This window comes from Rhizobium sp. BIGb0125, from assembly GCF_024810055.1.
In the GTDB taxonomy this organism is placed as follows: domain Bacteria; phylum Pseudomonadota; class Alphaproteobacteria; order Rhizobiales; family Rhizobiaceae; genus Agrobacterium.
The window spans coordinates 650,909-674,764 of record NZ_JANUDV010000001.1 but is presented as its reverse complement, the minus strand read 5'-3'; the positions used below and the strand labels follow the sequence as shown (position 1 = coordinate 674,764).

Genomic DNA, 23,856 nt, shown 5'->3' with positions numbered 1-23,856 from the left:
AACCTCAATTGACACAGATTTCCTCGGCCATTTTCCTGACCGTCGCCATATCCTCAAGAAACAGGCGCATTTCCTCGGCCTTTTTGCCTTCATCGGGAATACGCAGCAGGTAGGATGGATGCACCGTGACGAATAACAGCCTGTCGCCCTGCATCGGCACAGGTTTGCCGCGTAGCTCAGACAATTTACCTTTGATACCTGTCAGCGCAAAAACCGCTGTCGCCCCCATGGCAACGATCAGTTTCGGCTGAACCAGATCGATCTCGCGGGTCAGCCACCATCGGCAATGTTCAATCTCCATAACATCTGGCCGTTTATGAATACGGAGCTTGCCACGCGGTTCATATTTGAAATGTTTGACAGCGTTGGTGACGTAAAATTTAGAGCGATCCATTCCGGTCTGCGACACGACCTCATTAAACACCTTGCCAGCCGGACCGACAAACGGCCGACCAGCTAGATCTTCATGATCACCCGGCTGTTCACCAACGATCATCACATCCGCACGGGATGGCCCCTCACCGAACACCGTCTGCGTGGCAGTGCAGTGCAACGGACAGAGCGTGCAACTGCGCGCTTCATGTTTCAAACCCTCGAGCGTATCGGCATCAGGCAAAGCAGGTGCCGGTCGGTTTTCCGCCATGGCCTGAATGCGATGATGAAACAGCTGCGGTTCGGTTGCAGCCTTTGCCGCCATTTCCAGTACACGCGCCTCTGCACCCAAAATAAGCTCCGGAATAAGGTCGGCTTCCGGCAGGTTCTTCCAGTATTTTTTCGGCATTTCCGCCGTCATCGCCTTTATCTTCAACCGTGCCGGATTGAAAATATTGGCATAATAGGTTCGCCAAAGCTCATCGGTTTCGTCGGTTAGATCCGGCTTTTCCGCTGCAATTCGCGACGTCTCGAGCGTTTCTCCATCCCAACGCGCAGAACCTTTCGGTGTAGCAATCACCCAATCCATATCTGTAAATCGCCGCTGAAAAAAATCCGCCTTGCGCTCGACAATGAAATGATCTGGCTCGAACCAGGCAATAAACCGCCGCCGTCCCGCAACGCCCTCCGGCAAAGGTACTTCCTTGAACCGAACAAAGGCCGTCATCTTGTGGCTGTCGCGGCGCACCGATTTTTCCATGTTGCGGGCGCGGGTCACATCCGGGTCGGCCTTGAGTTGCAACAATGTTCGGTCATCGGACAGCCGCCACAACAGCCGATAAAGCAACGCAAAACGAGACGGGTCACTGTGACAGATTATCGCTTGCGCCAATGGCATGAAGGCTGCGGGAACACTGACAGGGGCATCACTTTTTGCTGCTGGCAGTGCAGAGTCGTCCTCAAAACCAAACAGGCCAGCGCTCTCGTCGCGTAAGCGCCAGTCTATGTCATGCGGAGGAATTTTTGCCGCAAGGCAGGCCCGTGCCGCATCTCGCCACTCGCCAAAATCTCCCCGGCCCTCCAGCGAAATCCGGTACATTACAGCAACGTCAGCTGTTCTGGCTGCGGTGCAAACATGGCGCGTAAATCCGGCCGTTCCGTCAATTTGCCCGGCGTCCAACCCTCGGTCACTACAAAGGCTTTGACCTTTTTAATCGACACGCCAAACCGGGCAAGATCCTCCAGACGCAGCCGCCGGAAACGGCGCGATGACAGCACGGAATTGACCGTCTTGGTTCCAAAACCCGGAACACGCAGCAGCATTTCCCTGTCTGCAGTATTCACATTCACAGGAAAGCTCTGCCGGTTGGCCAGTGCCCAGGCGAGCTTCGGATCGATATCGAGATCCAGCATGCCGTCCTTTTGTGTGGAGGTTATCTCGCCGATATCAAAACCATAAAAGCGATAAAGCCAGTCAGCCTGATAAAGCCGATGCTCCCGCATCAACGGCGGTTTGATCAACGGCAGATTTTTTGACGAATCCGGTATCGGGCTGAAGGCGGAATAATAGACACGCCTCAAACCGTAGCTGCCGTAGAGCCGTGCGCTGGTGGACAGGATCGTGCTGTCATTTGCGCCGTCTGCACCGACTATCATCTGCGTGCTTTGACCGGCGGGCGCGAATTTTTTCACGCGCTTTGTCTTCAAGGTCGGCTCGCCCGTTTCCTCGATTTTCAGGCGGATATCGGCCATCGACTTCCTGATATTGCCGGGCTGTTTTTCTGGCGCAAAACGGCCGATACCGCTGTCGGTTGGCAATTCGATATTGATCGATAGGCGATCGGCATAAAGCCCTGCCTCCTCCACCAAATGGGCGGACGCTTCAGGAATGGATTTGAGATGAATGTAACCGCGAAAGCCGTGCGTTACGCGCAGTTCCCTCGCCACCCGAACCAGTTCCTCCATCGTGTGATCGGAAGACCGGATAATGCCAGAGGATAGAAAAAGACCTTCAATGTAATTGCGCCGGTAAAATTCCAGCGTCAACCATACCACTTCTTCCACAGTAAAGCGGGCGCGCTCGACATTGCTCGAGGAGCGGTTGATGCAATAGGCGCAGTCATAGATGCAGAAATTGGTCAGCAGGATTTTCAACAGCGATATGCAGCGACCGTCCGGCGCATAGGCATGACAAATGCCGGATCCCTCAGTCGAACCCAGCCCGCCACTCGCTGCCGAGTTTCGTTTTGTGGTTCCGCTGGAAGCACACGACGCGTCATATTTCGCAGCATCAGAGAGAACTGCGAGTCGCTCTTTAATTGACTTTCCCATACGGTGTTCACTATATGTTCTTTTTGGATTTGTCAATTTCCACATTGGAAACTGCTCGAAATCCTCACAAAATATGTAAGCGTCAAATCTTCTGGCAATTTGAGGTGGTCTTCTGATATAGTGGTCGGAATTGTTGTTTTTGGGCATGGTTCCGAAGTTTTACTTCGGAACCTGTTTCTTTTTGTGTCTGCGTGAAGCAGATGGAATGCGAAGGAATAAGAAATGGTAGAGAAAGTACCGATGACTCAAGGCGGTTACACCAAGTTGCAGGAGGAGCTGCGCTGGCGTCAACAGGAAGAACGCCCACGCATCATCGAGGCTATCTCGGAAGCACGTGCCCATGGCGATTTGTCCGAAAACGCCGAGTACCACGCTGCCAAGGAAGCACAGAGCCACAATGAAGGTCGCATTTCCGAACTGGAAGACCTGACAGCCCGTGCTGAGATCATCGATCTGTCCAAAATGTCAGGTTCCAAGATCAAGTTTGGCGCCACCGTCAAGCTGATTGACGAGGACACCGACGAAGAAAGAACATACCAGATCGTTGGCGACCAGGAAGCGGACGTCAAGGCCGGCCGTATCTCCATCTCCTCCCCGATTGCGCGCGCGCTGATCGGCAAGGAAGTTGGCGACAGCATCGAAGTCAACGCACCCGGCGGCGCCAAGGGTTATGAAATCCTCTCCGTAAACTGGATGTAATAACTACATTCATTTTTTTCGGAGCAAGACGTGACACAAGTCGAATTAAAGGACATTCGGGTCATTGCCCCGAATTTCAAAAAACGTTTATCCGGCGTCACGTCGACGATCATTCAACTGGTACCGGTTCAAAACAGGCTGGGGCAAAAGGTGGCAACCTTAGGCCCCGGCCTGCCAGACAACCTGCCACATATCCGGTTTCGGGATTTGTGGCGCCTGTGGCAACAGGCTCCCGGTGGTGGCCCGCGCGTCTGGCATGCTCGGCGCAATCTGGAAATGCTACCGGGCATTTTCATGCGTGATGTCCTGCGTATGAAGGTGAAACTGGTTTTCACCTCTGCTGCACAACGCAAGCATTCAGCCTATACTCGCAAGCTCATTGCCCAGATGGATGAGGTTGTTGCAACGAGCGCCAAGTCCGGCTCGTTCCTTGAAAGGCCGCATACTGTCATCATGCATGGCGTGGATACCGAACTTTTCCATCCGCCGAAAAGCAAAGACGACACGATTGAAGCAACCGGCCTGCCTGGAAAATATCTCGTGGGCTGTTTTGGCCGCGTACGCCATCAAAAAGGCACCGATCTTTTCGTGCAGGCGATGATTGCGCTGCTTCCGTCCTATCCAGATTGGACTGCGGTCATTAGCGGCCGTGTCACCCCGGAACACAAATCCTTTGCCGACAAGCTGAAAGCAGATATCGATGCTGCCGGACTTTCAAAACGCATCGTCTTTCTCGGTGAGGTCGATGACATCAAGCCGTGGTACCGTCGGTTGACACTGTATGTCGCCCCTTCCCGCAATGAAGGTTTTGGCCTAACGCCACTTGAAGCGATGTCATCGCAAACAGCAGTGGTCACCAGCGATGCCGGTGCCTATGCTGAAATGGTGCTGGCGGGTGAAACAGGCACTGTTGTTGCCGCCGGTGATGGCGATGCCCTTCGCAACGCTATAAAAAATCGTCTTGAGAACCCTGCCGAAACCCTGGAATGGGGAGAGACAGGACGTAGCCACATGCTCAACACTTTCGAACTTCAGGGTGAGGCACGTGCGCTGCAAAAGATTTACGAGCGCGTAGCCCAACAAGGCGGACATCCCAATGGCAGACGTTGAGTTCATATATTCTCAGCGAAACAATTACGAACCCCTCAAGGCCGTCCTCGGCTCGGGCATGGACTGCGCCCCCTTCAAACTGACAGACGGTTTGAAGGAGTTTATCCGCAGCCACGGCGTTGGTGAACTGGGCCGCGTGTTCAGCGACAAGGGATGTTCGATCGATATCCGCCCCAGCATCGAGCATAATCTGTTACGACGCCAAATCCGGCTGCCCTTGCTGTATTCAAACCCGCTGTCCGTTGCCTTTTACCGGGCAACCACTGCCATCAGATCACGCCTGTCGGCCATTTTGATTGAAGACCGGCTGAACGCTTACCCCGACGCAAGTGCTCTGATTTTCAACGGTTTCATGATGCCGGCGTCCCTATTGATGGAAGCAGCCATCCAGCGCTCACGTCCGATGGTGATGATGGAAAACGGCTTTTTCCCCGATACCATCCAGTGCGACACCAAAGGCATCAATTTCGGCAGCACATTGCCAAGAGATCCTGCCTTTTATTACTGGGCTGCAAGCCATATCACCGGGGATTTGCCGCAGACGCTGGTGAAACGCAGCAGCAAACAAAAGGGTGAAGAACTGACCAACCTGCCGGCTGATTATATATTCGTGCCCTTCCAAGTCCCAAGCGACATGCAGATCCTGGCTTATTCGCCGTGGATAAGGGACATGAAGCACTTCTATGAGGTGCTGTATCAACTGGCGCAAAGAATGCCCGACAGACATTTCGTCATCAAGGAACACCCAAGCTTCCCGCTTTCCATCCAGAAGCACATCGAGCTGCATCCGCGTATTATTTTTGCCAACCACAACGAAACCCGCAAGTTGATTGAGGGTTCATCAGCCGTCATCACCATCAATTCGACCGTCGGGCTTGAAGGTCTGGCTATCGGCAAAAAGGTCATCGTGCTGGGTGACGCGCCCTATGAGATGGCGGAACTGGTCATCTCGGCGCGTTCGCTTGAACGTTTGCAGCAGGCTATAACGGCGCTCAATGAATGGCAGCCCAATGAGACGCTCAGACAATTGTTCCTGCGTTATGTCTATAATGTTTTCCTGCTGCCTGGCAGCTTCAAGGCTGTCGACGCTGATCTGATCGAGAGAATCAGAAAACGGGGCCGTGGCGAAGACACACATTCGCGTCTGCTGGCCGAATATAACGGCCTGCAACAATCCAGCCTTAGCACGCTCTGAAAAAACATCTCCCGACAACGACAACCGCTATCGGGAGAGTTTAACCTGTCTTAGACTTCGACCAGACCGATACGCTTGACCTGACGAATGGTCAGCATGGTTCTGACCGTGTCGACATTTTCGTCAGCCGTCAGCACTTCGATTACGAAGTCTTGAAACTGTGTCAGGTTCTCCGCCACACAGTGCAGCAGAAAATCACTTTCGCCAGAGACCATCCAGGCCTGACGTACAAGCTGCCAGCGATCTGTCGCCGCAGCAAAGGCCTTGAGGTTGGCTTCCGACTGACGCTTCAGGCCAACCATGCAGAAAGCAACAAGATCAAAGCCAAGCTTGGGGGCATTGAGCATGGCGTGATACCCTTCGATCACGCCGCCCTCCTCCAGCTTTCTGACGCGACGCAGGCATGGCGGCGCGGAGATCCCGACCTTCTCGGCCAGATCGACATTGGTCATACGACCGTCTCGCTGCAACTCTCGCAGAATTTTAAGATCGATGGCATCGAGTTCTACGCGAGTCACCGGCTATCTCCCGTGGTAATGGTTTTCATTCCTTCTACTCCTGACGCCAAGATTCGCAAGAATGTGAGGCAAACAAGTCATAAAATTACATAACTGCATAACTGCCCTGTTGGTAAAGCACGGCTGCCCTTGAATATCGGTACTGTACGCCCTTAAATACGGGGCAAAACAGGCGGCGGCGTTTTAGCATTTGCGTCCATTGCACCTGCTTCATCCCGAACCGCATCGAAAGGAAGTCAAATAATGTCCGCGCGCCACAGCAAAGTTCTTATCATCGGTTCCGGCCCAGCAGGTTACACAGCTGCCATTTATGCAGCGCGTGCCATGCTCGAGCCTGTCCTTATTGCCGGTATGGAACAGGGTGGCCAGCTGATGATCACCACCGATGTGGAAAACTATCCTGGTTACGCCGATCCGATCCAGGGTCCATGGCTGATGGACCAGATGCTGAAGCAGGCAACCCATGTCGGCGCAGAAATCGTCAACGATCTGGTGACTGAAGTAGAAACCACCACCCGCCCATTTGTCGTGAAGACAGATTCCGGCACCGTGTGGACCGCTGACACGCTGATCATTGCAACCGGCGCCAAGGCAAAATGGCTTGGTTTGGAAAGCGAACAGCACTTCCAGGGCTTCGGCGTTTCCGCATGCGCCACCTGCGACGGTTTCTTCTACCGCAACAAGGACGTGATCGTGGTCGGCGGCGGCAACTCTGCCGTTGAAGAAGCGCTTTATCTGTCCAACATTGCCAAGACCGTCACGGTCGTTCATCGCCGCGATTCCTTCCGGTCTGAAAAGATTTTGCAGGAACGCTTGTTTGCCAAGGAAAACGTCAAGGTTCTCTGGAACACTGCCGTTGAGGAAATCGTTGGCACACCAGCAAAGCCGCCAATGCCACCATCTGTGACAGGCGCAAAGCTCAAGGACACACGCACCGGCGCGATTACCGAAGTCGAAACGCACGGCGTCTTCGTGGCGATTGGCCATGCGCCAGCGGTTGAACTGTTCAAGGATAAGCTGCGTCTCAAGCCAAATGGCTACATGTGGACTGCACCGGATTCGACAGCAACCAATGTTGACGGCATTTTTGCTGCAGGCGACGTTACCGACGATACCTACAGACAGGCAATCACCGCAGCCGGCATGGGATGCATGGCGGCACTGGAGGCCGAACGTTTCCTGGCAGGACACCAACCCGCAGCAATAGCGGCCGAATAAGATAACAACGATAAGGGAACAGCATGGGCATGCCATTAGACTGGGATAAACTGCGCATTTTCCATGCGGCAGCGGAAGCTGGCTCGTTCACACACGCGGCCGATAAACTTCACCTGTCCCAGTCGGCCATCAGCCGGCAAGTCAGCGCGCTGGAGCAGGATGTCGGCGTCAAGCTGTTCCACCGCCATGCGCGCGGCCTTATCCTGACAGAGCAAGGCGAATTGCTCTATCGCACCGCCCATGATGTTCTGCTGAAGCTTGAAACCGTCAAGATGCAGCTGACGGAGACAACCGAGAAGCCAAGCGGCAAACTGCGTGTCACAACAACAGTGGGCCTTGGCCAGGGTTGGTTGACCGACAAAATTCAGGAATTTCTGCAACTCTACCCTGAAATGTCCATCCAGCTTATCCTCGACAACGAGGAGCTGGATGTGAACATGCGCCATGCTGACTGCGCAATCCGCCTTCGCCAGCCGCAGCAGTCGGACCTCATCCAACGCAAGCTGTTCACCGTGCATATGCATGTGTACGCAGCACCGTCCTATATCAACCGCTATGGCGAGCCACAGTCGATTGAGGATCTGGACAACCACCACATCATTTCGTTCGGTGAACCGGCGCCAAACTACCTGCTGGACGTCAACTGGCTGGAATATGCCGGACGCTCGTCTGACAATGCACGCACACCGCACCTGCAGATCAACAGCCAGACGTCGATCAAACGTGCATGCCTACTCGGCATCGGCATTGCGTGCTTGCCCGACTACATTGTTGGCCGTGACCCCGGTCTGATCCAGCTACCGATCAGCGCAGACATTCCATCTTTCGATACCTACTTTTGCTATCCGGACGAAATGAAGAATGCCGCAAAGCTTAAGGCTTTCCGTGATTTCATTGTCGCCAAGGCGCGCAACTGGAATTTCTGATTCTGCCCAAAATCCGCACCGCCTGCCTAAACTCAACAAAAACAACTAGTTATATCGCAAATCAAGAGAATCGCCTGTCGTTTGACAGGCGAGATTTGCACAGAAATAAGACAAAGTTCTTAAGCGATGCGCTAGACGCATGCCTGACCTGCACAAAAAAGAGTTGCTGTATGCACAAAAAAGCACCATATCGCTCACAGCTAGTGCACACGGTGGCTTTCCTCCCAGTTCCACCGCATTAGCTGTTCCCCTCTGGAGGTTTTTTAACCTTCACACTTATAAGGGCCCTGGAGCAATCCGGCGGCCCTCTTTTTTTACCCATTTTCGAAAAAATCGCGTTTTATTAGAAAATCATCCCTTGTGATTGAGCAACACAACTCCCATATGTGGATTAGCTGATGCGCTGATGAATTTTCCAGTGCACTAGCTGTTCCCCTCTGGAGGTTTTTAACCTTCAAACTTACGGCCGCGGAGAAATCTGGCGGCCTATTTTTTTGCGCGTTTTTCCGCGTGAATTTTTTTACGGCGTCGATCTTGAATATCGATAAACGTCGATACACATATCGATCAACGCAAATATGAGGATAGACCCATGAACCATGAGGATGTGCTGAAAGCTCTATCGCATCCTGTGCGGTTGAAGTTTCTGATCTGGCTTAAAGACCCGGAAAACCATTTTTGTGGCCAGGAGCATCCGTTTAGCATGGGCGTTTGCGCCAGACAGTTCGAAGTCAGCGGCCTGTCGCAATCAACTGTATCAACCCACCTTGCCACCCTGCAGGCGGCAGAACTCATCAAATCCCGCAAGGTTGGGCAGTGGATTTTTTACGAGCGCAATGAAGAGACCATTGCGGCATTTCAACAATATCTGAATGAAAATTTGTAGAAAGTTGAGCAACATGAGCAATCTGTTTGATCCAGCACAGGCCGGAGATATTACCCTCGCAAACCGTGTCGTGATGGCACCACTGACACGCAACCGTTCGCCGGGTGAATTCCCGAATGATCTCAATGTCACCTATTATCGCCAGCGCGCTACAGCCGGCCTGATTGTCAGCGAAGGTACCGCAATTACCCAGCAGGGTCAGGGTTATGCCCACGTTCCAGGCCTCTACAAGCCGGAAGCCTTGGCAGGCTGGAAAAAGGTAACGGATGCCGTGCATGAAGAAGGCGGCAAGATTGTTGCCCAGATCTGGCATGTCGGCCGCATCTCGCACACCTCGCTGCAGCCGCAGGAAGGCCAGCCGGTCGCCCCTTCCGCCATTATCGCCAAGTCCAAAACTTACATCATCAATGAAGATGGCACCGGCGCCTTTGCCGAGACGTCCGCCCCCCGGGAGTTGGACAAATCCGACATAACAGCCATCCTCGAGGATTACCGCAAGGCTGCCCGCTTTGCTATTGACGCAGGTTTTGACGGCGTCGAAATCCATGCAGCCAACGGCTACCTCATCGAACAGTTCCTGAAATCCAGTACCAATCAGCGCACCGACGAGTACGGCGGCTCGATTGAGAACCGCAGCCGCTTCCTCCTCGAGGTAGTTGATACGGTTGCCAAGGAAATCGGTGCTGGACGCACTGGCATTCGCCTGTCACCAGTCACCCCGGCAAACGACATCGCCGAACCTGCCCCACAACCGCTCTATGAATATGTCGTAAAGCAGCTTGGCGGCCGCGGCCTGTCCTTTATTCACGTCGTGGAAGGCGCTACAGGCGGTCCACGCGATCTGTCCGATAGCGGCAACCCATTTGACTATGACGCGCTGAGAGCCGCCTACGTCAACGCTGGTGGCAAGGGTCTTTGGATAGCCAACAACGGTTACACCCGCGAAACCGCAATTGACGCGGTTGCCAACGGCAAGGCAGATGCCATCAGCTTTGGCCGTCCGTTCATCGCCAACCCGGACCTGGTGCGTCGCCTCAAGGAGAATGCTGAGCTCAACGCCTTGCAGCCAGAAAAACTTTACGGCGGTGGCGCTGAAGGTTACACCGACTACCCTGCCCTCGCCTGAGCGGTACATAAATCCCACTGCGCAATCAACCGATTGCGCAGTGTCTTTGAATCAATCTCCGAATTACGCCGTCCCAGCCAAAGCACCAAGTGATCACAATTCCGTTTCGAAACTGGAATGATTGTAGAAATCCAGCTATACGAAATTGACTAATTTCCTTGCATCTCCATACGGATTTTTATGAACAGCATCGAGCCAAGTTGGGATTTTTACCGCACATTCCTGAGTGTCTTGCGTGACGGTTCTTTGTCCGCTGCCGCCCGTGAACTGGGCATCACCCAACCAACCGCCGGTCGCCATATTGGCGCGCTCGAAGAAACGCTCGGCTACCAGCTTTTTATCCGCTCTCCCCACGGCCTGATGCCAACGGAAGCAGCGCTGGCCCTTCGACCTTACGCCGAAAACCTTGCGGCGACCGCATCGGCACTGTTGCGCGCAGCATCAGGTGAGGTCGGCAAGGTTGAGGGTTCAGTCCGTATCAGCGCCGCCGATATTATCGGCGTTGAAATTTTGCCCGATATCATCGCGGGCCTTCAGGAAAAATATCCGAAGCTGGAAATCGAACTATCGCTTTCCGACACAATAGAAGACCTGCTGCGTCGCGAGGCGGATATTGCCGTTCGCATGACTGAACCGCTGCAGGAAGCACTTGTCATCCGTTATGTCGGCAATATGCGGCTGGGTTTTCACGCCCACAAATCCTATCTTGCCAAGGCGGGTACACCGCAGGAAAAACAGGATCTCAACAGTCATCATCTGATTGGTTTTGACCGGAAAACGCCTTTCATCCGCGGCTTGCTGCAAAAGATGCGCAAGGACAATCCCAGTATTCCCGATGCGGAGGCAATCGGCTTTTCAATAAGGGCGGACAGCAATCTGGCGCAGCTGTCGATGATCCGTGCAGGTGCAGGCATTGGCGTCTGTCAGATCGGCATTGCCAACAGGGAGGACAATCTGGTGCGCATTTTGCCTGCCATCGAAATTCCGCTGTACACCTGGGTTGCGATGCACGAGAACCTAAGAACATCACCCAAGTGTCGCGCCGTTTTCAGCGCTCTTGTCGACGGGTTGAAGGGCCATCTGAAACAAATGGACCCAGAGGCACTAACACATAAGCCCTGAACAACACGGCAAACTTACGCCACCCTGCTATCACAAGGCAGGCAGTATCAAGAATTGGGCATAGTGGGTACGGTTTCGTCCACAATGACAGCCTCTGGCCGGTCGCCGCCATTGCTGTATTCCTCATGCCAGCGTCCGCGCTCATCCTGGTAGCTGATTTCTTCATCTTCGCCACCAACCTGCTGTTCCTGCACCACAATGTTGACGGCAGCCAACGCATCGGCATGGCTTGGAAAGGCTTCAGACCAGGCACCATTCATCCTGTAAGCCCAACCGCCATCATGCGGCACAATCTCGTACACCACTTTTGTCATGCGCATTTCCTCCTGTTTTTTGAAGGACATGTCGCTGGCCGCGAGGATGATACAAAGGACATGGCGTCGCGGCATGGCGGCATGTGTCCTTGGGACGGTACTATCCTATTAAAAAGCAAAAAGTGCAAACATCGCTTGATGTACATCACATCACAAACGAAAAAGCCCGGCACGAAGGCCGGGCTTTTCCTTGATATCAGACAGAATTACTTGCAGGCTGCGCAGAAACGTTGAATGCGCTTGCACGCTTCTTCGAGAAGCGCTTCCGACGTTGCGTAGGAAATGCGGAAGTTCGGGCCAAGACCAAAGGCCGAACCGTGAACCACGGCAACGCCTTCCGTTTCCAGAAGTTCGGACACGAAATCCTCATCGGTCTCGAGAACCTTGCCCGACGGTGCGGTCTTGCCAATCAGGCCAGCACAGGACGGGTAAACGTAGAATGCACCCTCAGGCGACGGGCAATTGATGCCCTTGGCCTGGTTGAGCATCGAAACCACGAGATCACGACGGCCTTCGAAGATCTTCTTGTTGGCCGGAATGAAATCCTGCGTACCGTTCAGCGCCTCAACAGCCGCCCACTGTGCAATCGATGTCGCACCGGAGGTCTGCTGGCCCTGGATCATGTCCATGGCCTTGATCAGCTGCAGTGGACCTGCAGCGTAACCAATGCGCCAGCCGGTCATGGCATAGGCCTTGGAAACGCCGTTCATGGTCAGAGTGCGGTCGTAGAGCGAAGGCTCAACTTCAACCGGTGTGACGAACTTGAAGTCACCATAGGTCAAGTGCTCATACATGTCGTCGGTCAGAACCCAGACATGCGGATGCTTGACCAGCACGTCGGTCAGAGCCTTCAGCTCAGCCTGGCTGTAAGCAGCGCCCGAAGGGTTGGATGGTGAGTTGAAAATGAACCACTTGGTCTTTGGCGTGATCGCCTTTTCCAGTGCTTCAGGTTTCAGCTTGAAATTGTCTTCCAGCGTGGTGCTGACGAAAACCGGTGTACCGCCGCAAATGGAAACCATTTCCGGGTAGCTGACCCAGTAAGGTGCAGGGATAACAACTTCATCACCAGCGTTAAGCGTCGCCATGAATGCGTTGAAAAGAATCTGCTTTCCACCGGTACCAACGATTGTCTGCTCTGGCTTGTAGTCAAGACCGTTTTCGCGCTTGAACTTTTCGGCAATTGCCTTGCGCAGTTCAGGAATACCCGAAACTGGCGTGTATTTGGTTTCGCCGCGTTTAATCGCGTCGATGGCAGCTTCCTTGATATTGTCGGGCGTATCGAAATCCGGCTCGCCTGCGCCAAGACCAATAACGTCGCGACCCTGAGCTTTGAGCTCACGAGCTTTCTGGGAAACTGCGATGGTTGCGGATGGCTTTACACGGGAGAGAATGTCGGCAAGGAAGGCCATTTTTATCGGTCCTATTGAAGTTGACATCGGCAGAGGCTCTTCAAGTCACCGTCTGCGGCATGTTCTATGTCGAAAGACTGCCCTGCTTTCAAGCGCAAAAGCACCGCAATATGACAGGTTGACGTCATTTTTCGGTCCCTTGGTCCATAATGGCATCGCTGTTTTTTGGATGCTTAACGGCAAGGTAACGCTTTAGCGATATCGTATATACGATCCAGCGCGGAAGCGAATATTAACTGATATTGTAGCGGCCGATGACCCCAAAGAGCATTTTCTCGAATCTTGCCAAAGAACCGGATGGCACCTGGACAACAGTCTACGGTCACTTCGTGCTGAAATCCGCACTCCAGCCAATTTTCCGGCGGTTGGGGAATGGGCGATTGAACATCGATTCCTTTGAGGGTCTTGTGCGTCCCTACAAGGCTGACGAAGCGGTATCGCCTGCCGAGTTTTTCCCCTCGGTGAACCCGGTTGATATTGAAGCGATCGACAGTCTGCTGCGGACCCTGCACATCCTCAACACAGGATATCTTGATCGCAGCAAGGCGCGTATCTTTGTCAACTTTCATCCCGGCCTTTTCCGCACACCGGGAAAGATGCGTCAGGAAGTAGAACGCATGCGCCTTGCCGCCCATGAGGCTGGCATGACGCCTGATCGCATCGTGTGCGAGTTCTCCGACAAGAAGGCTGAGGACACCCAGCTGATCGCCGATTTCGCCAGTCATATGCATGCCATTGGTTTTCGCGTTGCCATTGATGATTATGGCGCTGGCGATTCCGATATTGAGCGCGTGAAACTGGTCAAGCCGGACTATGTGAAGTTTGAAGCCAGTTGGGTGCGCGACTTCATGAGCAACTCGGCGGGTGCCGCACTGCTGCGGGTCATCGTCAGACAGTTCATGGACGACGGCATAGAGCCGGTTTTCGAAGCATTGGAAGAAAACTGGCAAGTCGAACTCTGTGGTGATCTCGGCGTAAACTTAATGCAGGGATATGCACTGGCCCGCCCCGAACTCGCACCAACCACCTTTGACGAGCGTTTCCCCGAACTCGATGAACACGGCCGGATCATCTACTCCGGTGTCGACCAGGTTCAGCAGCACCTCTACCGGGACGTTACACCTGTGGAAAGTCGCATCCTGCGACCTACCAGGGCCTTTGGAAAACGCAAGAATTGACCGCGTTTTGCGGGCAAAATCTGCTTGCCACAATATGACCATGATAATTGCGGGTTAAAGTCCAAATTCGGTCGCCAAGCAGTCCACATCACAGCCTTTATTCCCTTCATGAGACAGAGGGAATCGAAACATGTTCATTGAAGATCAACAGACAGCACAGCGCGTAAGAACCCGCAGAACATTGTTTTCGTTGTGGATGGCAATTGCAGCCCTGACGGTTATCGTCACAATGGCAGCTGGCCTTGCCACCTCTGCCCACGCCTCCGAAATATCGATGGTCATGCAGTCCGTTCCATCAAGCGCAGTGGCGCTGTCTGAGGGCCTCAATGACCGTGTTGTGCTGATGGCATGTCTTGTTGCTTCTTTCCTGCTGATGATGAGCGGAACGGCAGCCTTGGCACGCAGAAGCCTGAAGGACGTTGCCAAAGACCATATCAATCGCCGCACCTGATCTAAAAACTCTGTCGATCAGCAAGTCGTGAACACCAAAAGGTTGAAACCTTTTACAAGCAATGCACATTTAGCCCGGCACCACACCACAGGGCGCAATTCGAATTATCGAACGAAAGACCGGCGCTCCAGATTTTACTTTGATGCATAATCTTGGCCGGTCCTTATATGCCTGCCACGGGTTACGCTCTGAACGGAGATAATCCATGACGGAAAGCCGCCATCGCCCCTCCGCGATACTGGGTAAATTCACAGCGCACCACCTCCCTCTGGCTGCTCTGATTGCGAGCGCCTCCCTGCTGCTGCCCATCTTTTCTTATGCGGCTGACGATGTAAGACAGGAAAAAACCGAAAAAGCCGACATTGCGGTACAGATTGTGGCATCCGGTCTGGAAAATCCCTGGTCCGTCGAAGTGTTGCCGGATGGCTCTTATATCGTCACTGAACGTGCCGGTCGCATGAGGATCATCAAGGACGGCAAACCGTCTGCACCACTTGCTGGCCTGCCGGCGATATCGGCTGGCGGCCAAGGTGGATTGCTCGACATCGCGCTTGATCCGAAATTTGCTGAAAACAGAACGCTTTATTTCACAGCCTCCATCAATGGTGATGGCGGACGCGGCACGGCTGTGTTTCGTGCAAAACTGGCGCCAGACAATTCACGCCTTGAGGGCGCTGAACGTCTATTTGCAATGAACCGCTTTACCGGCACCGGCCAGCATTTTGGTTCACGGATCGCAATCTCCAGCGATGGCAAATTGTTCTTCGGCATTGGCGACCGGGGTGATGGTGATCGCGCTCAGGATCCCAAGGACCATGCTGGCAAGATCTTGCGTATCGAGACAGATGGTAAGATCCCCGCAGACAACCCTTACGCTGTAAATGGTGAAGGTGCGCCAGAAGTCTGGTCCATTGGCCATCGTAACCCGCAAGGATTGGCTTTCGACACCAAAGACGGCACCCTGTTCACGGTAGAACATGGTGCCCGCGGCGGCGATGAAATCAACATCCCGCAACCCGGTGGCAATTTCGGTTGGCCTGTCATTTCCTATGGCAAACATTATTCCGGTCAGGACTTCCCTGGAGGGACCGCACAGGAAGGTATGATACAGCCTGACTATTATTGGGATCCCTCGATCGCACCCGGCGCCATTGCCGTTTATCACGGCGCCATGTTCCCGGAATGGGATGGCAGCCTGTTTGTCACCGCATTGAAATATCAGTTGCTTGTGCGGCTGGAGCGAGATGAAAGCGGCAAGATAGCCTCGGAAGAACGTATGCTGAAAGGCGATTACGGCCGTATGCGTGACGTTGTCGTTGCCCCCGATGGCGCGCTTCTCATCTTAACCGATGACAGCAACGGTTCTCTTTTAAGAGTATCACGCGCCAACGCCTCCTGAGCTTTGAGACAATCAGCACGTTGCGTGTCACAATTAAACGCAACGTGTTGAAAGCCCCACATCAAAGCGATCAGTCCAGCTTGCCGGACGTTCTGTGACCTGATAGAGCCAAGCCATCACAATCACAGATCTGCAATATATATGTGCTGAATACCGTTATCAGGTTCCCCGCACTTATGGATCGTTTGGGCAATCATGACGCGCGTTCAGGCCAATCTTATTCTGCTTCTTGCGGCTGCCATTTGGGGTGGCGGTTTTGTTGCACAATCAACTGCCATGCAGAATATCGGACCTTTCTGGTTCGTCGGCCTGCGGTTTGGCATTGCGGCGCTGGCTGTGCTGCCGTTTGCGTTGATGGAAGCTCGCAAGATGAAAAGCCTGCCAACCGGCAAGGAGCTTTCCGGCTTCGGCCTGGTCGGTCTCGCATTGCTCGGTGGCGCCATTACACAGCAGATTGGCCTTGTGACAACAACGGTTACCAATAGTGGCTTTCTGACCGGCCTTTACGTGATCTTCGTTCCGGTGATCGCTGTTGTTGTCTATCGCCGTTTTCCGCACTGGATTGTCTGGCCCGGCGCGCTGATGATGTTGGGCGGGATTTTCCTGTTATCCGGCGGCACCTTCAGCAAGTTGAATGGCGGCGATATCTTCTCGATTATCTGCGCCTTCTTCTGGGCAATCCAGATCACGCTGGCAGGACGGTTCGTCACTACGAGCAATCGACCGCTTGCCCTCTCCTGCGTCCAGTTTGCCGTGTGCTCCGTATTATGCTGCTTGATGGCAACCGTTATGGAGCCCTTCTCGCTCAACGCCATTTCCAACGCATGGCGTGAAATTCTCTATGTCGGCCTGGTATCGTCAGGCCTTGCCTTTGTGCTGCAGGTTATCGGACAGCGTTATACGACGGCTCCGCAGGCCGCGATCTTCCTGTCATCAGAAGCACTGTTTGCCGCCATGTTTGCAGCAGCGTTTTTGGGTGAAACCTTGAGCGGCATTGGTTACATTGGATGCGCGCTGATCTTCGTAACCATACTGCTTGTGGAGCTTGTACCGGAGTTCACCCGACAAAGGTCGGCGGTATACACGCAATAAAAGTGTATTTCTAATTTTTTTCGATTTTTCGCCAAAAACTACGCTTTTTGCGCGTAAAATAATAAAAAATCCCGAACGGCGCGATGCTTTTTCCGATGTTAGCGTAAACATAGAAAAAAAGCCTCACACGGTGATTCATAGCCATAAGATGACAGCTATCCGAATAAACAACGGATAAAAACTTTTGCTTGCCAATTTTCTATAAACACAGCACTCTGTTGCGGTTCGGGCAATTTGCGAGCATGGGAAGACCTAAATAATATGCGAACCGGAGGCGCCAAAACTCCGGACGGGGAATAATTAAAGGACGAAAACCTTCAAATATATTTCTCGTGAGTAAGGAGGTCCCTTTTCTCACCATTCAAGAACTGCCTGCCGTACGCCCTTTGGGCAAAACTGAAATGCTGCCTGACGCTGAACACAGGCAGAGCGAAAAGGACCTGATGCATGGCCGAGACTGGCACCGTAAAATTCTTCAACACAGACAAAGGCTTCGGCTTCATCAAGCCAGACAATGGTGGCGCTGATATCTTTGTACACATCTCTGCTGTACAGGCTTCCGGCCTGTCCGGTCTTTCAGAAAACCAGAAAGTGAGCTTCGACACGGAACCTGATCGTCGCGGCAAAGGCCCAAAAGCAGTCAATCTTCAGATTGCTGGCTGAGCCAAAGGACGACTTTCCCGTCCAGTTGAAGCCCGGCAGGAATGCCGGGTTTTTTTATGCGAGCATTTGGCGACCTGCGCTTTAACATCTACGCAGACATCAGTGTCCTATAACGCCCCTGTTCAGCGGTCGCCTCCGAAAACCGCAACCGGTTTTCGGAAAGCGTGATGGGGTGTTTCAAAGACCGCGCAGGTAAGGGTTTGTCCGGCGCTCTTCCCCGATACGGCCACCTGGTCCATGGCCACAAATAAAGCCGACCTCATCGCCCAGCGGAAACAGCTTGTCACGAATGGATGCCATCAACTGATCATGGTTGCCACCGGGCAAATCGGTGCGTCCGACAGAACCGGCAAACAGCACATCACCCACATGGGCAAAGCCCTGCGCACGGTTGTAATAAATCACATGCCCCGGCGCGTGGCCCGGCGTGTGGTAGACCTCAAATACATGCTCGCCGAACGAAACAGTCTGCCCCTCTTCCAGCCAGCGATCAGGGATGACATTCTGCAGGCCTTCAATGCCGTATTTCTCGGCCTGCGTTTCAATGCGCTCGAGCAGCGGAAGATCGTCCTTGTGGGGACCGACAATATCGAGCGACAGTTTTTCTTTCAGCTCCTTGGCACCACCAGCATGATCGAGATGACCATGTGTCAGCCAGATTTCCTTGAGCTTGATGCCGTTTTCTTCGATGGTCTGAACAATAACGTCAACATCACCACCCGGATCGACAATCACGCCCTCTTTGGTGTCCGCATCAAACAGAATGGTGCAGTTTTGCTGAAACGGCGTCACCGGAATAATCCCGGCCTGAAGTTTTCCCATGATCATCTCCAAAGGTTCTGGGTCAGGTGGTGCCTTTGTATACGGAGGGTCGCTCCAGCACACAATCCAGTAGCTGCAACAACCACCATCAAGCTCTTTTGAGTAGACAAAAAGAATGCCGCTAAAACAGAAACTTACTGAAAAAATGCGCGAGTTTCAGGAACAGGCCCAGCGGAAAGGCGTTCTATTCCCAGTCATAAACGGAGTGATAATGATGACGCATAAGCTCAAACTACTCATCGCCGGCAGCTTTTTGGCGCTGATGGCAGGTGGAGCCAGTGCCGCAATGGTTGCCACCACGGCCGATGATATTTCGGTGCGTTCCGGCCCCGGCGAAGAATATGAAGAAGTTGGCCTTGCCACCCGTGGCAGCAGCGGCGTTCTCGACGGATGCCTCGAAGGCAGTAGCTGGTGCCGCATGGACATTAACGGCATGCGCGGCTGGGTATACGCTGAACAGCTCAACGTAATGTACGAAGGTTCACCAGTGGTGCTAGAACAGCATATGTCCGAACTGGATGTTCCAGTTGTCGCTTTTGAGAAAACTGGCAGCATTAACGTGCCACAGCCAGGTCCAGGTGACGAGAAGCTGGGTCGCGTGGAGGATATCGATGCGATAACACCACCAGAAAACATCATCACCTACATCGACCAGAACCCTGCGCAGGAAGTTGAGGTCCAAGGTGACGTTGTCATCGGCAGCGCGGTTCCGGCCGAAGCACCGCTGATCGCCATCCCGGATTACCAGTACCGTTATGTGCGCGTAAACAATGTACCCGTACTGGTAGAGCCTGAAAGCCGCCGCATCGTTTATATTTATCAATAAACGCCACGGCATTTCTGGCTGGAAATGGAGCGCGAGAGATCGCGCTCTTTTTTCATTTAACCATAGGACCTAGAAGGCTGGCATCTCACAGAAACCGTCACTGAAAGTGTTGTCTTTACAGATTGATGTGGTTGCAACCGCATATTATGCACGGCAACACAAAATGATTGATTGCATCCTCCCGCAAAGATCGAATTTCAGCTAGTATTCGCCAGGATTCGAAAGACCGGACATGTAAGGAAATACGGTGCCACCGCAGTCGCTGAAAAAAGCCGCCAAGGAACTTCATAAACTTCCAAGTGTGGATGAAGGCAAAATCGATTTTGAAACAATCGAGGCTTTGTTTTTTGCCTACAGGGACTTCGTGTCTGACCCTGACGCTATTCTGGAAAAGCTGGATTACGGACGCGCCCATCACCGTGTCGTATATTTCGTCAGCCGCCATCCGGGAATGACCGTGGCAGACCTTCTCGACACGTTGCAGATCACCAAACAGAGCCTGGCGCGTGTTCTCAAGCAATTGATCGATGATGGTTACATTCGTCAGATGACAGGCCCGGAAGACCGCCGCCAGCGCAGGCTTTATCCGACACTGACCGGGCGCGAACTTGCCCTGGCACTCAGCGAACCACAATCCCGTCGCATTGACAATGCGCTTGATGGTATGAAACCGGAAGCACGCACCTTCATACGTGAGTTTCTGAAACGCATGCGGACACCAGCGCCGACAGCAGCGGAGGAATGACATGCCGAAGGCTGAGCAGAAGCAGCAACCAGCAGCCGACGACGCAGCACATTTGCTGATTGTCGATGATGACGCCCGCATTCGTGAACTGCTCCAGCGTTTTCTTGGCGAAAAGGGATACCGCGTCACCGTTGCGGCGGATGCGGCCGAGGCTCGTCGCAAAATGGAAGGCATTCGTTTCGACCTGTTGATCCTCGACGTGATGATGCCGGGCGAAAACGGCCTGTCCCTCACCCGCTCGCTCAACGAGAACAAATCCGTGCCGGTCATCCTGCTGACCGCACGGTCAGAGGCGGACGCTCGTATTGCCGGACTTGAGGCCGGTGCGGACGATTACCTTGCAAAGCCATTTGACCCGCGCGAGCTGGTGCTTCGTATCAACAACATCCTGCGCCGCAATGCATCGCCGGACACACCCAAAATCGAACAGGTGATGTTTGGTCCTTACAGCTTCTCCATTCCGCGAAAGGAACTGCGCAAGGGACCGGAGACGATAAGGCTTACCGATCGTGAGCAGGACATCATGCTGCTGTTTGCCCTGCGGTCTGGCGAAACCATTCCACGCCATGAGTTGGTAGACACCGATGCCGATGTTGGAGAACGCACTATCGACGTGCAGATCAACCGCCTGCGCCGCAAGATCGAGGATGACCCGGCAAACCCGGTCTATTTGCAGACGGTACGCGGCATCGGTTACCGTTTGAGCATCGATTGATATAACCAGCCAGCCCAGAACGCAGGCATTATCTGAACGCCGGAAAGGTTATGACGACCATGGCGAGCCTTGATTTCATGAACAAGATTCAGAACAGCAACATCTGGTCGTGGTGGCGTTTTGCAGCCCGCTGGCTGCGGCACTGGCTACCGACAGGGCTTTACACCCGTTCTCTGCTGATCATCATCTTGCCGATGATCTTGCTGCAGGCTGTTGTCGTCACCCTTGTGATGGAACGTCACTGGCAAATGGTGACCGAGCGCCTGTCTGCCGGGGTCACGCGCGACATCGCCGCCATTATCGAAATTCTGGAGACGGAAGAAGACGAGGCTGATGAGGCACGCATCGTGCGGATTGCCCGTGAGAAGCTGGATCTCAGCATCTACATCGAACCGAAACAGGAACTGCCCGCCCCGCTTCCCAGGCAATACTTCTCCATCCTCGACAATATTCTGGAAGACCAGATCACATTGCAGATCGGCAAGCCGTTCTGGATCGACACCTATGGCAACGGCTCACTGGTCGAAATCCGTATCCAGCTTGAAGATCACACCTTGCGTGTCTTCACCCGCCGCAACCAAGCCTACGCCTCCAACACCCATATCTTCATTGTCTGGATGGTTGGCGCCTCCCTGGTTCTGGTCGGCATTTCCGTCCTGTTCCTGCGTGGTCAAATTCGGCCGATCCTGTCGCTGGCGCAGGCTGCAGAAAGCTTCGGCAAGGGTCAGAAGATCATGCAGTACACGCCACGCGGTGCCGATGAGGTACGCCGCGCCGGCCTGGCCTTCATTCTGATGCGGGAGCGTATCGAAAGACAGCTTGAGCAACGAACGGCGATGCTGAATGGCGTCAGTCATGACCTTCGCACCATTCTTACGCGCTTCAAGCTGCAGTTGGCGCTGGCAGGTGAAAGTGCCGGACTGGAAGAACTGGACCGTGATGTCGATGACATGCAGTCGATGCTGGAAGCCTACCTCACCTTCGCCCGGGATGGCGCAGAAGAAGATATAGGCAAACTCGCCATCTCACAGGTTCTGGAAAAACTGCGTATTGATTTCGATTTGCACGACAAGGTCATGACCTACAATATCTACGGAAGTGATGTGATCGCAGCCCGCCCCAACGCCTTTGCAAGGCTTATTGGCAATATTGCCGGCAACGCCCAGCGTTATGCCAATATGCTGCATGTCGATGTACGACACGCACCCAAATCCGTTATTCTGACATTTGATGATGATGGTCCCGGTATTCCGGAAGACCTACGCGAAGATGTGTTTAAGCCCTTCTTCCGGCTGGATGAGGCCCGCAACCTCAACTCGTCAGGAACCGGCCTTGGTCTGTCGATCGTCAAGGATATTGCCATCAGCCATGGTGGTGAGGTGACGCTGGATAACAGCCCGCTCGGCGGACTTCGCGTCATCGTCAGAATCCCAGCTTAACACACACAGCAGTATGCGATCTTAAGCACGGGACGGATAAGAGCTTTGTCAGGTGATACGTGCGTCTCAGCACATCTTCTGGCCGTTCGGCACCGGCCGCTCAACCGCCGCCAGCACGATGTCGCCATTTGCATCAGCAAAGCCGAGCGTCAAAACTTCGGAACGCACAGGGCCGATCTGACGCGGCGGAAAATTCACAACCGCCAACACCTGTCGGCCGACAAGGTTCTCGAGAGTATAATGCACGGTGATCTGTGCGGATGATTTCTTGACGCCGATCTCGACACCAAAATCTATCTTGAGTTTGAAAGCCGGTTTGCGTGCTTCAGGAAAAGGTTCTGCCTCAATGATCGTTCCAACGCGGATGTCGACCTTTTCAAAGTCAGCATAGCTTATCTCTTGAGACATGAAATCCTACCCACAATTCCGCGCAGTGAAATGAAGCAACCCGAACCCTAAATCACAGGGCAAGGGCCCCGCTTCAGTTGGCAAGTTCTTCTGCCCGTTTACGGGCCGCAGCGATGGCTTCGTCAAAAAGCGGCTGCATGCCCTCCGGCGCCATCAGCACCGACAGGGCGGCGGCGGTCGTACCGCCGGGCGATGTCACATTCTGTCTTAGGCGAGACGCGTCTTCGGGGGACTGATGAAGCAGTTCACCAGCCCCCGCGACAGTCTCTCGCGCAAGTCGCATAGCGAGGTCCGCAGGCAGGCCAAGTTTCCGACCAGCCTCCGCCATGCATTCCACGAGATAAAAGACATAGGCCGGACCACTGCCGGAAACGGCGGTGACGGCATCGATATCGCCCTCGCCAGCAACCCATTCAACAGGGCCACTGACTTTAAGAAGATTGTGAACCTGAGTGCGCTGCTCTTCGCTAACGGCAGCATTGGCATAAGCGCCTGTGACGCCGCGACCAACCATGGCCGGTGTATTGGGCATGGCACGCACCATGGCGGCGGCACCCAGCTGCGTCTCCAGATAGCTCAGTGTTTTACCGGCCGCGATCGACACGATAACCGTGTCACTGCCAACCAACTTCTTGATCGATGGCAGAACCGTATCCATCAGCTGCGGCTTGACCGCAAGAAACACGATACCAGCCGTCATGCCATCAGGTGGGGTAACCGAGTGGGTCGCACCCGCCTCGGCAATCATCCGTTTCATGGCGTCGGATGGGTTGGGATCGAGAACAACGACGGACGCGCCGGCAACACCCTTCTTGAGCCAGCCGGACAGCATGGCGCCACCCATATTGCCAGCTCCAACAAGAACGAGAGGCCTGCCTGTCGTCGTGACCAT

Annotated in this window: 25 protein-coding genes; 17 read left to right on the top strand and 8 right to left on the bottom strand. The window is 53.8% G+C overall.

All coding sequences use genetic code 11. The features are described from left to right. Positions 1 to 4: 4 nt before the first annotated feature. Both M2418_RS03070 and M2418_RS03065 read right to left on the bottom strand, forming a co-directional pair. Complete coding sequence (locus M2418_RS03070; protein ID WP_259143986.1) at positions 5 to 1,471, bottom strand: UdgX family uracil-DNA binding protein; 1,467 nt, start codon at positions 1,469 to 1,471, stop codon at positions 5 to 7. Further along, positions 1,471 to 2,703, bottom strand: a complete 1,233-nt coding sequence (locus tag M2418_RS03065; protein WP_259143984.1) for a putative DNA modification/repair radical SAM protein — start codon at positions 2,701 to 2,703, stop codon at positions 1,471 to 1,473. Before M2418_RS03065 ends, M2418_RS03070 begins: the two co-directional genes overlap by 1 nt. A 222-nt stretch (positions 2,704 to 2,925) precedes the next feature. Between M2418_RS03065 and greA the strand changes: the two genes are divergently transcribed. The 3 genes from greA to M2418_RS03050 are packed head-to-tail and all read left to right on the top strand — an operon-like array spanning position 2,926 to position 5,707. Next, positions 2,926 to 3,402 (top strand): transcription elongation factor GreA, encoded by a 477-nt coding sequence (greA, locus tag M2418_RS03060; RefSeq protein ID WP_192488446.1) that lies wholly within the window; start codon positions 2,926 to 2,928, stop codon positions 3,400 to 3,402. A gap of 30 nt (positions 3,403 to 3,432) precedes the next feature. Next, positions 3,433 to 4,512 carry a glycosyltransferase family 4 protein gene (locus tag M2418_RS03055; protein WP_259143982.1) on the top strand — a complete coding sequence of 360 codons (1,080 nt, stop codon included), beginning with the start codon at positions 3,433 to 3,435 and terminating at the stop codon, positions 4,510 to 4,512. Continuing rightward, the gene (locus M2418_RS03050; RefSeq protein ID WP_259143980.1) at positions 4,499 to 5,707 is read left to right on the top strand and encodes a nitrogen fixation protein FixF; all 1,209 of its coding nucleotides are present in this window, start codon (positions 4,499 to 4,501) and stop codon (positions 5,705 to 5,707) included. The genes M2418_RS03055 and M2418_RS03050 overlap by 14 nt, the downstream gene beginning before the upstream one ends. 50 nt (positions 5,708 to 5,757) lie before the next feature. On the opposite strand, the gene M2418_RS03045 is transcribed toward M2418_RS03050, so the two are convergent. Next, a complete protein-coding gene (locus M2418_RS03045; RefSeq protein ID WP_192488443.1) occupies positions 5,758 to 6,225 on the bottom strand; it encodes an Lrp/AsnC family transcriptional regulator in 468 nt (155 codons plus the stop codon). 243 nt (positions 6,226 to 6,468) lie between these two features. On the opposite strand from M2418_RS03045, the gene trxB reads away from it, so the two are divergent. The 5 genes from trxB to M2418_RS03020 all read left to right on the top strand — a co-directional run bounded on the left by trxB (position 6,469) and on the right by M2418_RS03020 (position 11,503). Beyond that, positions 6,469 to 7,443, top strand: coding sequence for a thioredoxin-disulfide reductase (gene trxB, locus M2418_RS03040; protein ID WP_192488442.1), 975 nt, complete (start codon positions 6,469 to 6,471; stop codon positions 7,441 to 7,443). A 29-nt stretch (positions 7,444 to 7,472) separates the two neighbouring features. Then, entirely contained in the window at positions 7,473 to 8,369 is an 897-nt protein-coding gene (locus M2418_RS03035; RefSeq protein WP_352230544.1) for a LysR family transcriptional regulator VtlR, read from the top strand. Between the two features lie 592 nt (positions 8,370 to 8,961). After that, complete coding sequence (locus M2418_RS03030; protein WP_192488440.1) at positions 8,962 to 9,255, top strand: helix-turn-helix transcriptional regulator; 294 nt, start codon at positions 8,962 to 8,964, stop codon at positions 9,253 to 9,255. Positions 9,256 to 9,268: 13 nt separating this feature from the next. Continuing rightward, positions 9,269 to 10,381: an alkene reductase gene (locus tag M2418_RS03025; protein WP_259143972.1), complete on the top strand. Its 1,113-nt coding sequence runs from the start codon at positions 9,269 to 9,271 to the stop codon at positions 10,379 to 10,381. Positions 10,382 to 10,561: 180 nt separating this feature from the next. Beyond that, positions 10,562 to 11,503: a LysR family transcriptional regulator gene (locus M2418_RS03020; RefSeq protein ID WP_250981936.1), complete on the top strand. Its 942-nt coding sequence runs from the start codon at positions 10,562 to 10,564 to the stop codon at positions 11,501 to 11,503. A 47-nt stretch (positions 11,504 to 11,550) separates the two neighbouring features. Here the strand turns inward: M2418_RS03020 and M2418_RS03015 are convergent, their stop codons facing one another. Next, a complete protein-coding gene (locus tag M2418_RS03015; protein WP_192488437.1) occupies positions 11,551 to 11,817 on the bottom strand; it encodes a DUF2188 domain-containing protein in 267 nt (88 codons plus the stop codon). Between the two features lie 206 nt (positions 11,818 to 12,023). Then, the gene (locus tag M2418_RS03010; protein ID WP_192488863.1) at positions 12,024 to 13,226 is read right to left on the bottom strand and encodes a pyridoxal phosphate-dependent aminotransferase; all 1,203 of its coding nucleotides are present in this window, start codon (positions 13,224 to 13,226) and stop codon (positions 12,024 to 12,026) included. 254 nt (positions 13,227 to 13,480) lie between these two features. On the opposite strand from M2418_RS03010, the gene M2418_RS03005 reads away from it, so the two are divergent. The 5 genes from M2418_RS03005 to M2418_RS02985 all read left to right on the top strand — a co-directional run bounded on the left by M2418_RS03005 (position 13,481) and on the right by M2418_RS02985 (position 18,009). Then, the gene (locus tag M2418_RS03005) at positions 13,481 to 14,404 is read left to right on the top strand and encodes an EAL domain-containing protein (RefSeq protein ID WP_259143964.1); all 924 of its coding nucleotides are present in this window, start codon (positions 13,481 to 13,483) and stop codon (positions 14,402 to 14,404) included. A gap of 130 nt (positions 14,405 to 14,534) precedes the next feature. Then, positions 14,535 to 14,855, top strand: a complete 321-nt coding sequence (locus tag M2418_RS03000; RefSeq protein WP_259143957.1) for a hypothetical protein — start codon at positions 14,535 to 14,537, stop codon at positions 14,853 to 14,855. Between the two features lie 205 nt (positions 14,856 to 15,060). Continuing rightward, positions 15,061 to 16,254 carry a PQQ-dependent sugar dehydrogenase gene (locus M2418_RS02995; protein ID WP_259143956.1) on the top strand — a complete coding sequence of 398 codons (1,194 nt, stop codon included), beginning with the start codon at positions 15,061 to 15,063 and terminating at the stop codon, positions 16,252 to 16,254. Between the two features lie 195 nt (positions 16,255 to 16,449). After that, entirely contained in the window at positions 16,450 to 17,346 is an 897-nt protein-coding gene (locus tag M2418_RS02990; RefSeq protein WP_259143955.1) for a DMT family transporter, read from the top strand. A gap of 447 nt (positions 17,347 to 17,793) precedes the next feature. After that, positions 17,794 to 18,009, top strand: a complete 216-nt coding sequence (locus M2418_RS02985; protein ID WP_003494703.1) for a cold-shock protein — start codon at positions 17,794 to 17,796, stop codon at positions 18,007 to 18,009. A gap of 177 nt (positions 18,010 to 18,186) precedes the next feature. Here the strand turns inward: M2418_RS02985 and M2418_RS02980 are convergent, their stop codons facing one another. Further along, on the bottom strand, positions 18,187 to 18,831 hold the full coding sequence (locus M2418_RS02980) for an MBL fold metallo-hydrolase (RefSeq protein WP_259143924.1): 645 nt from the start codon (positions 18,829 to 18,831) through the stop codon (positions 18,187 to 18,189). A 214-nt stretch (positions 18,832 to 19,045) separates the two neighbouring features. Here M2418_RS02980 and M2418_RS02975 point away from each other — a divergent pair, with 214 nt between their 5' ends. The 4 genes from M2418_RS02975 (at position 19,046) to M2418_RS02960 (ending at position 22,556) form a co-directional block, all read left to right on the top strand. Continuing rightward, positions 19,046 to 19,657: a DUF1236 domain-containing protein gene (locus M2418_RS02975; RefSeq protein ID WP_192488862.1), complete on the top strand. Its 612-nt coding sequence runs from the start codon at positions 19,046 to 19,048 to the stop codon at positions 19,655 to 19,657. Positions 19,658 to 19,904: 247 nt separating this feature from the next. Further along, the gene (locus M2418_RS02970) at positions 19,905 to 20,402 is read left to right on the top strand and encodes a MarR family winged helix-turn-helix transcriptional regulator (protein WP_259143915.1); all 498 of its coding nucleotides are present in this window, start codon (positions 19,905 to 19,907) and stop codon (positions 20,400 to 20,402) included. A 1-nt stretch (position 20,403) separates the two neighbouring features. Continuing rightward, positions 20,404 to 21,117, top strand: a complete 714-nt coding sequence (locus tag M2418_RS02965; protein ID WP_192488430.1) for a response regulator — start codon at positions 20,404 to 20,406, stop codon at positions 21,115 to 21,117. A gap of 59 nt (positions 21,118 to 21,176) precedes the next feature. Then, the gene (locus tag M2418_RS02960) at positions 21,177 to 22,556 is read left to right on the top strand and encodes an ATP-binding protein (protein WP_259144831.1); all 1,380 of its coding nucleotides are present in this window, start codon (positions 21,177 to 21,179) and stop codon (positions 22,554 to 22,556) included. Positions 22,557 to 22,622: 66 nt separating this feature from the next. Here the strand turns inward: M2418_RS02960 and M2418_RS02955 are convergent, their stop codons facing one another. Further along, a complete protein-coding gene (locus M2418_RS02955; protein WP_259143906.1) occupies positions 22,623 to 22,964 on the bottom strand; it encodes a tRNA-binding protein in 342 nt (113 codons plus the stop codon). Positions 22,965 to 23,037: 73 nt separating this feature from the next. Next, positions 23,038 to 23,856 carry a pyrroline-5-carboxylate reductase gene (gene proC, locus M2418_RS02950; RefSeq protein WP_192488428.1) on the bottom strand — a complete coding sequence of 273 codons (819 nt, stop codon included), beginning with the start codon at positions 23,854 to 23,856 and terminating at the stop codon, positions 23,038 to 23,040.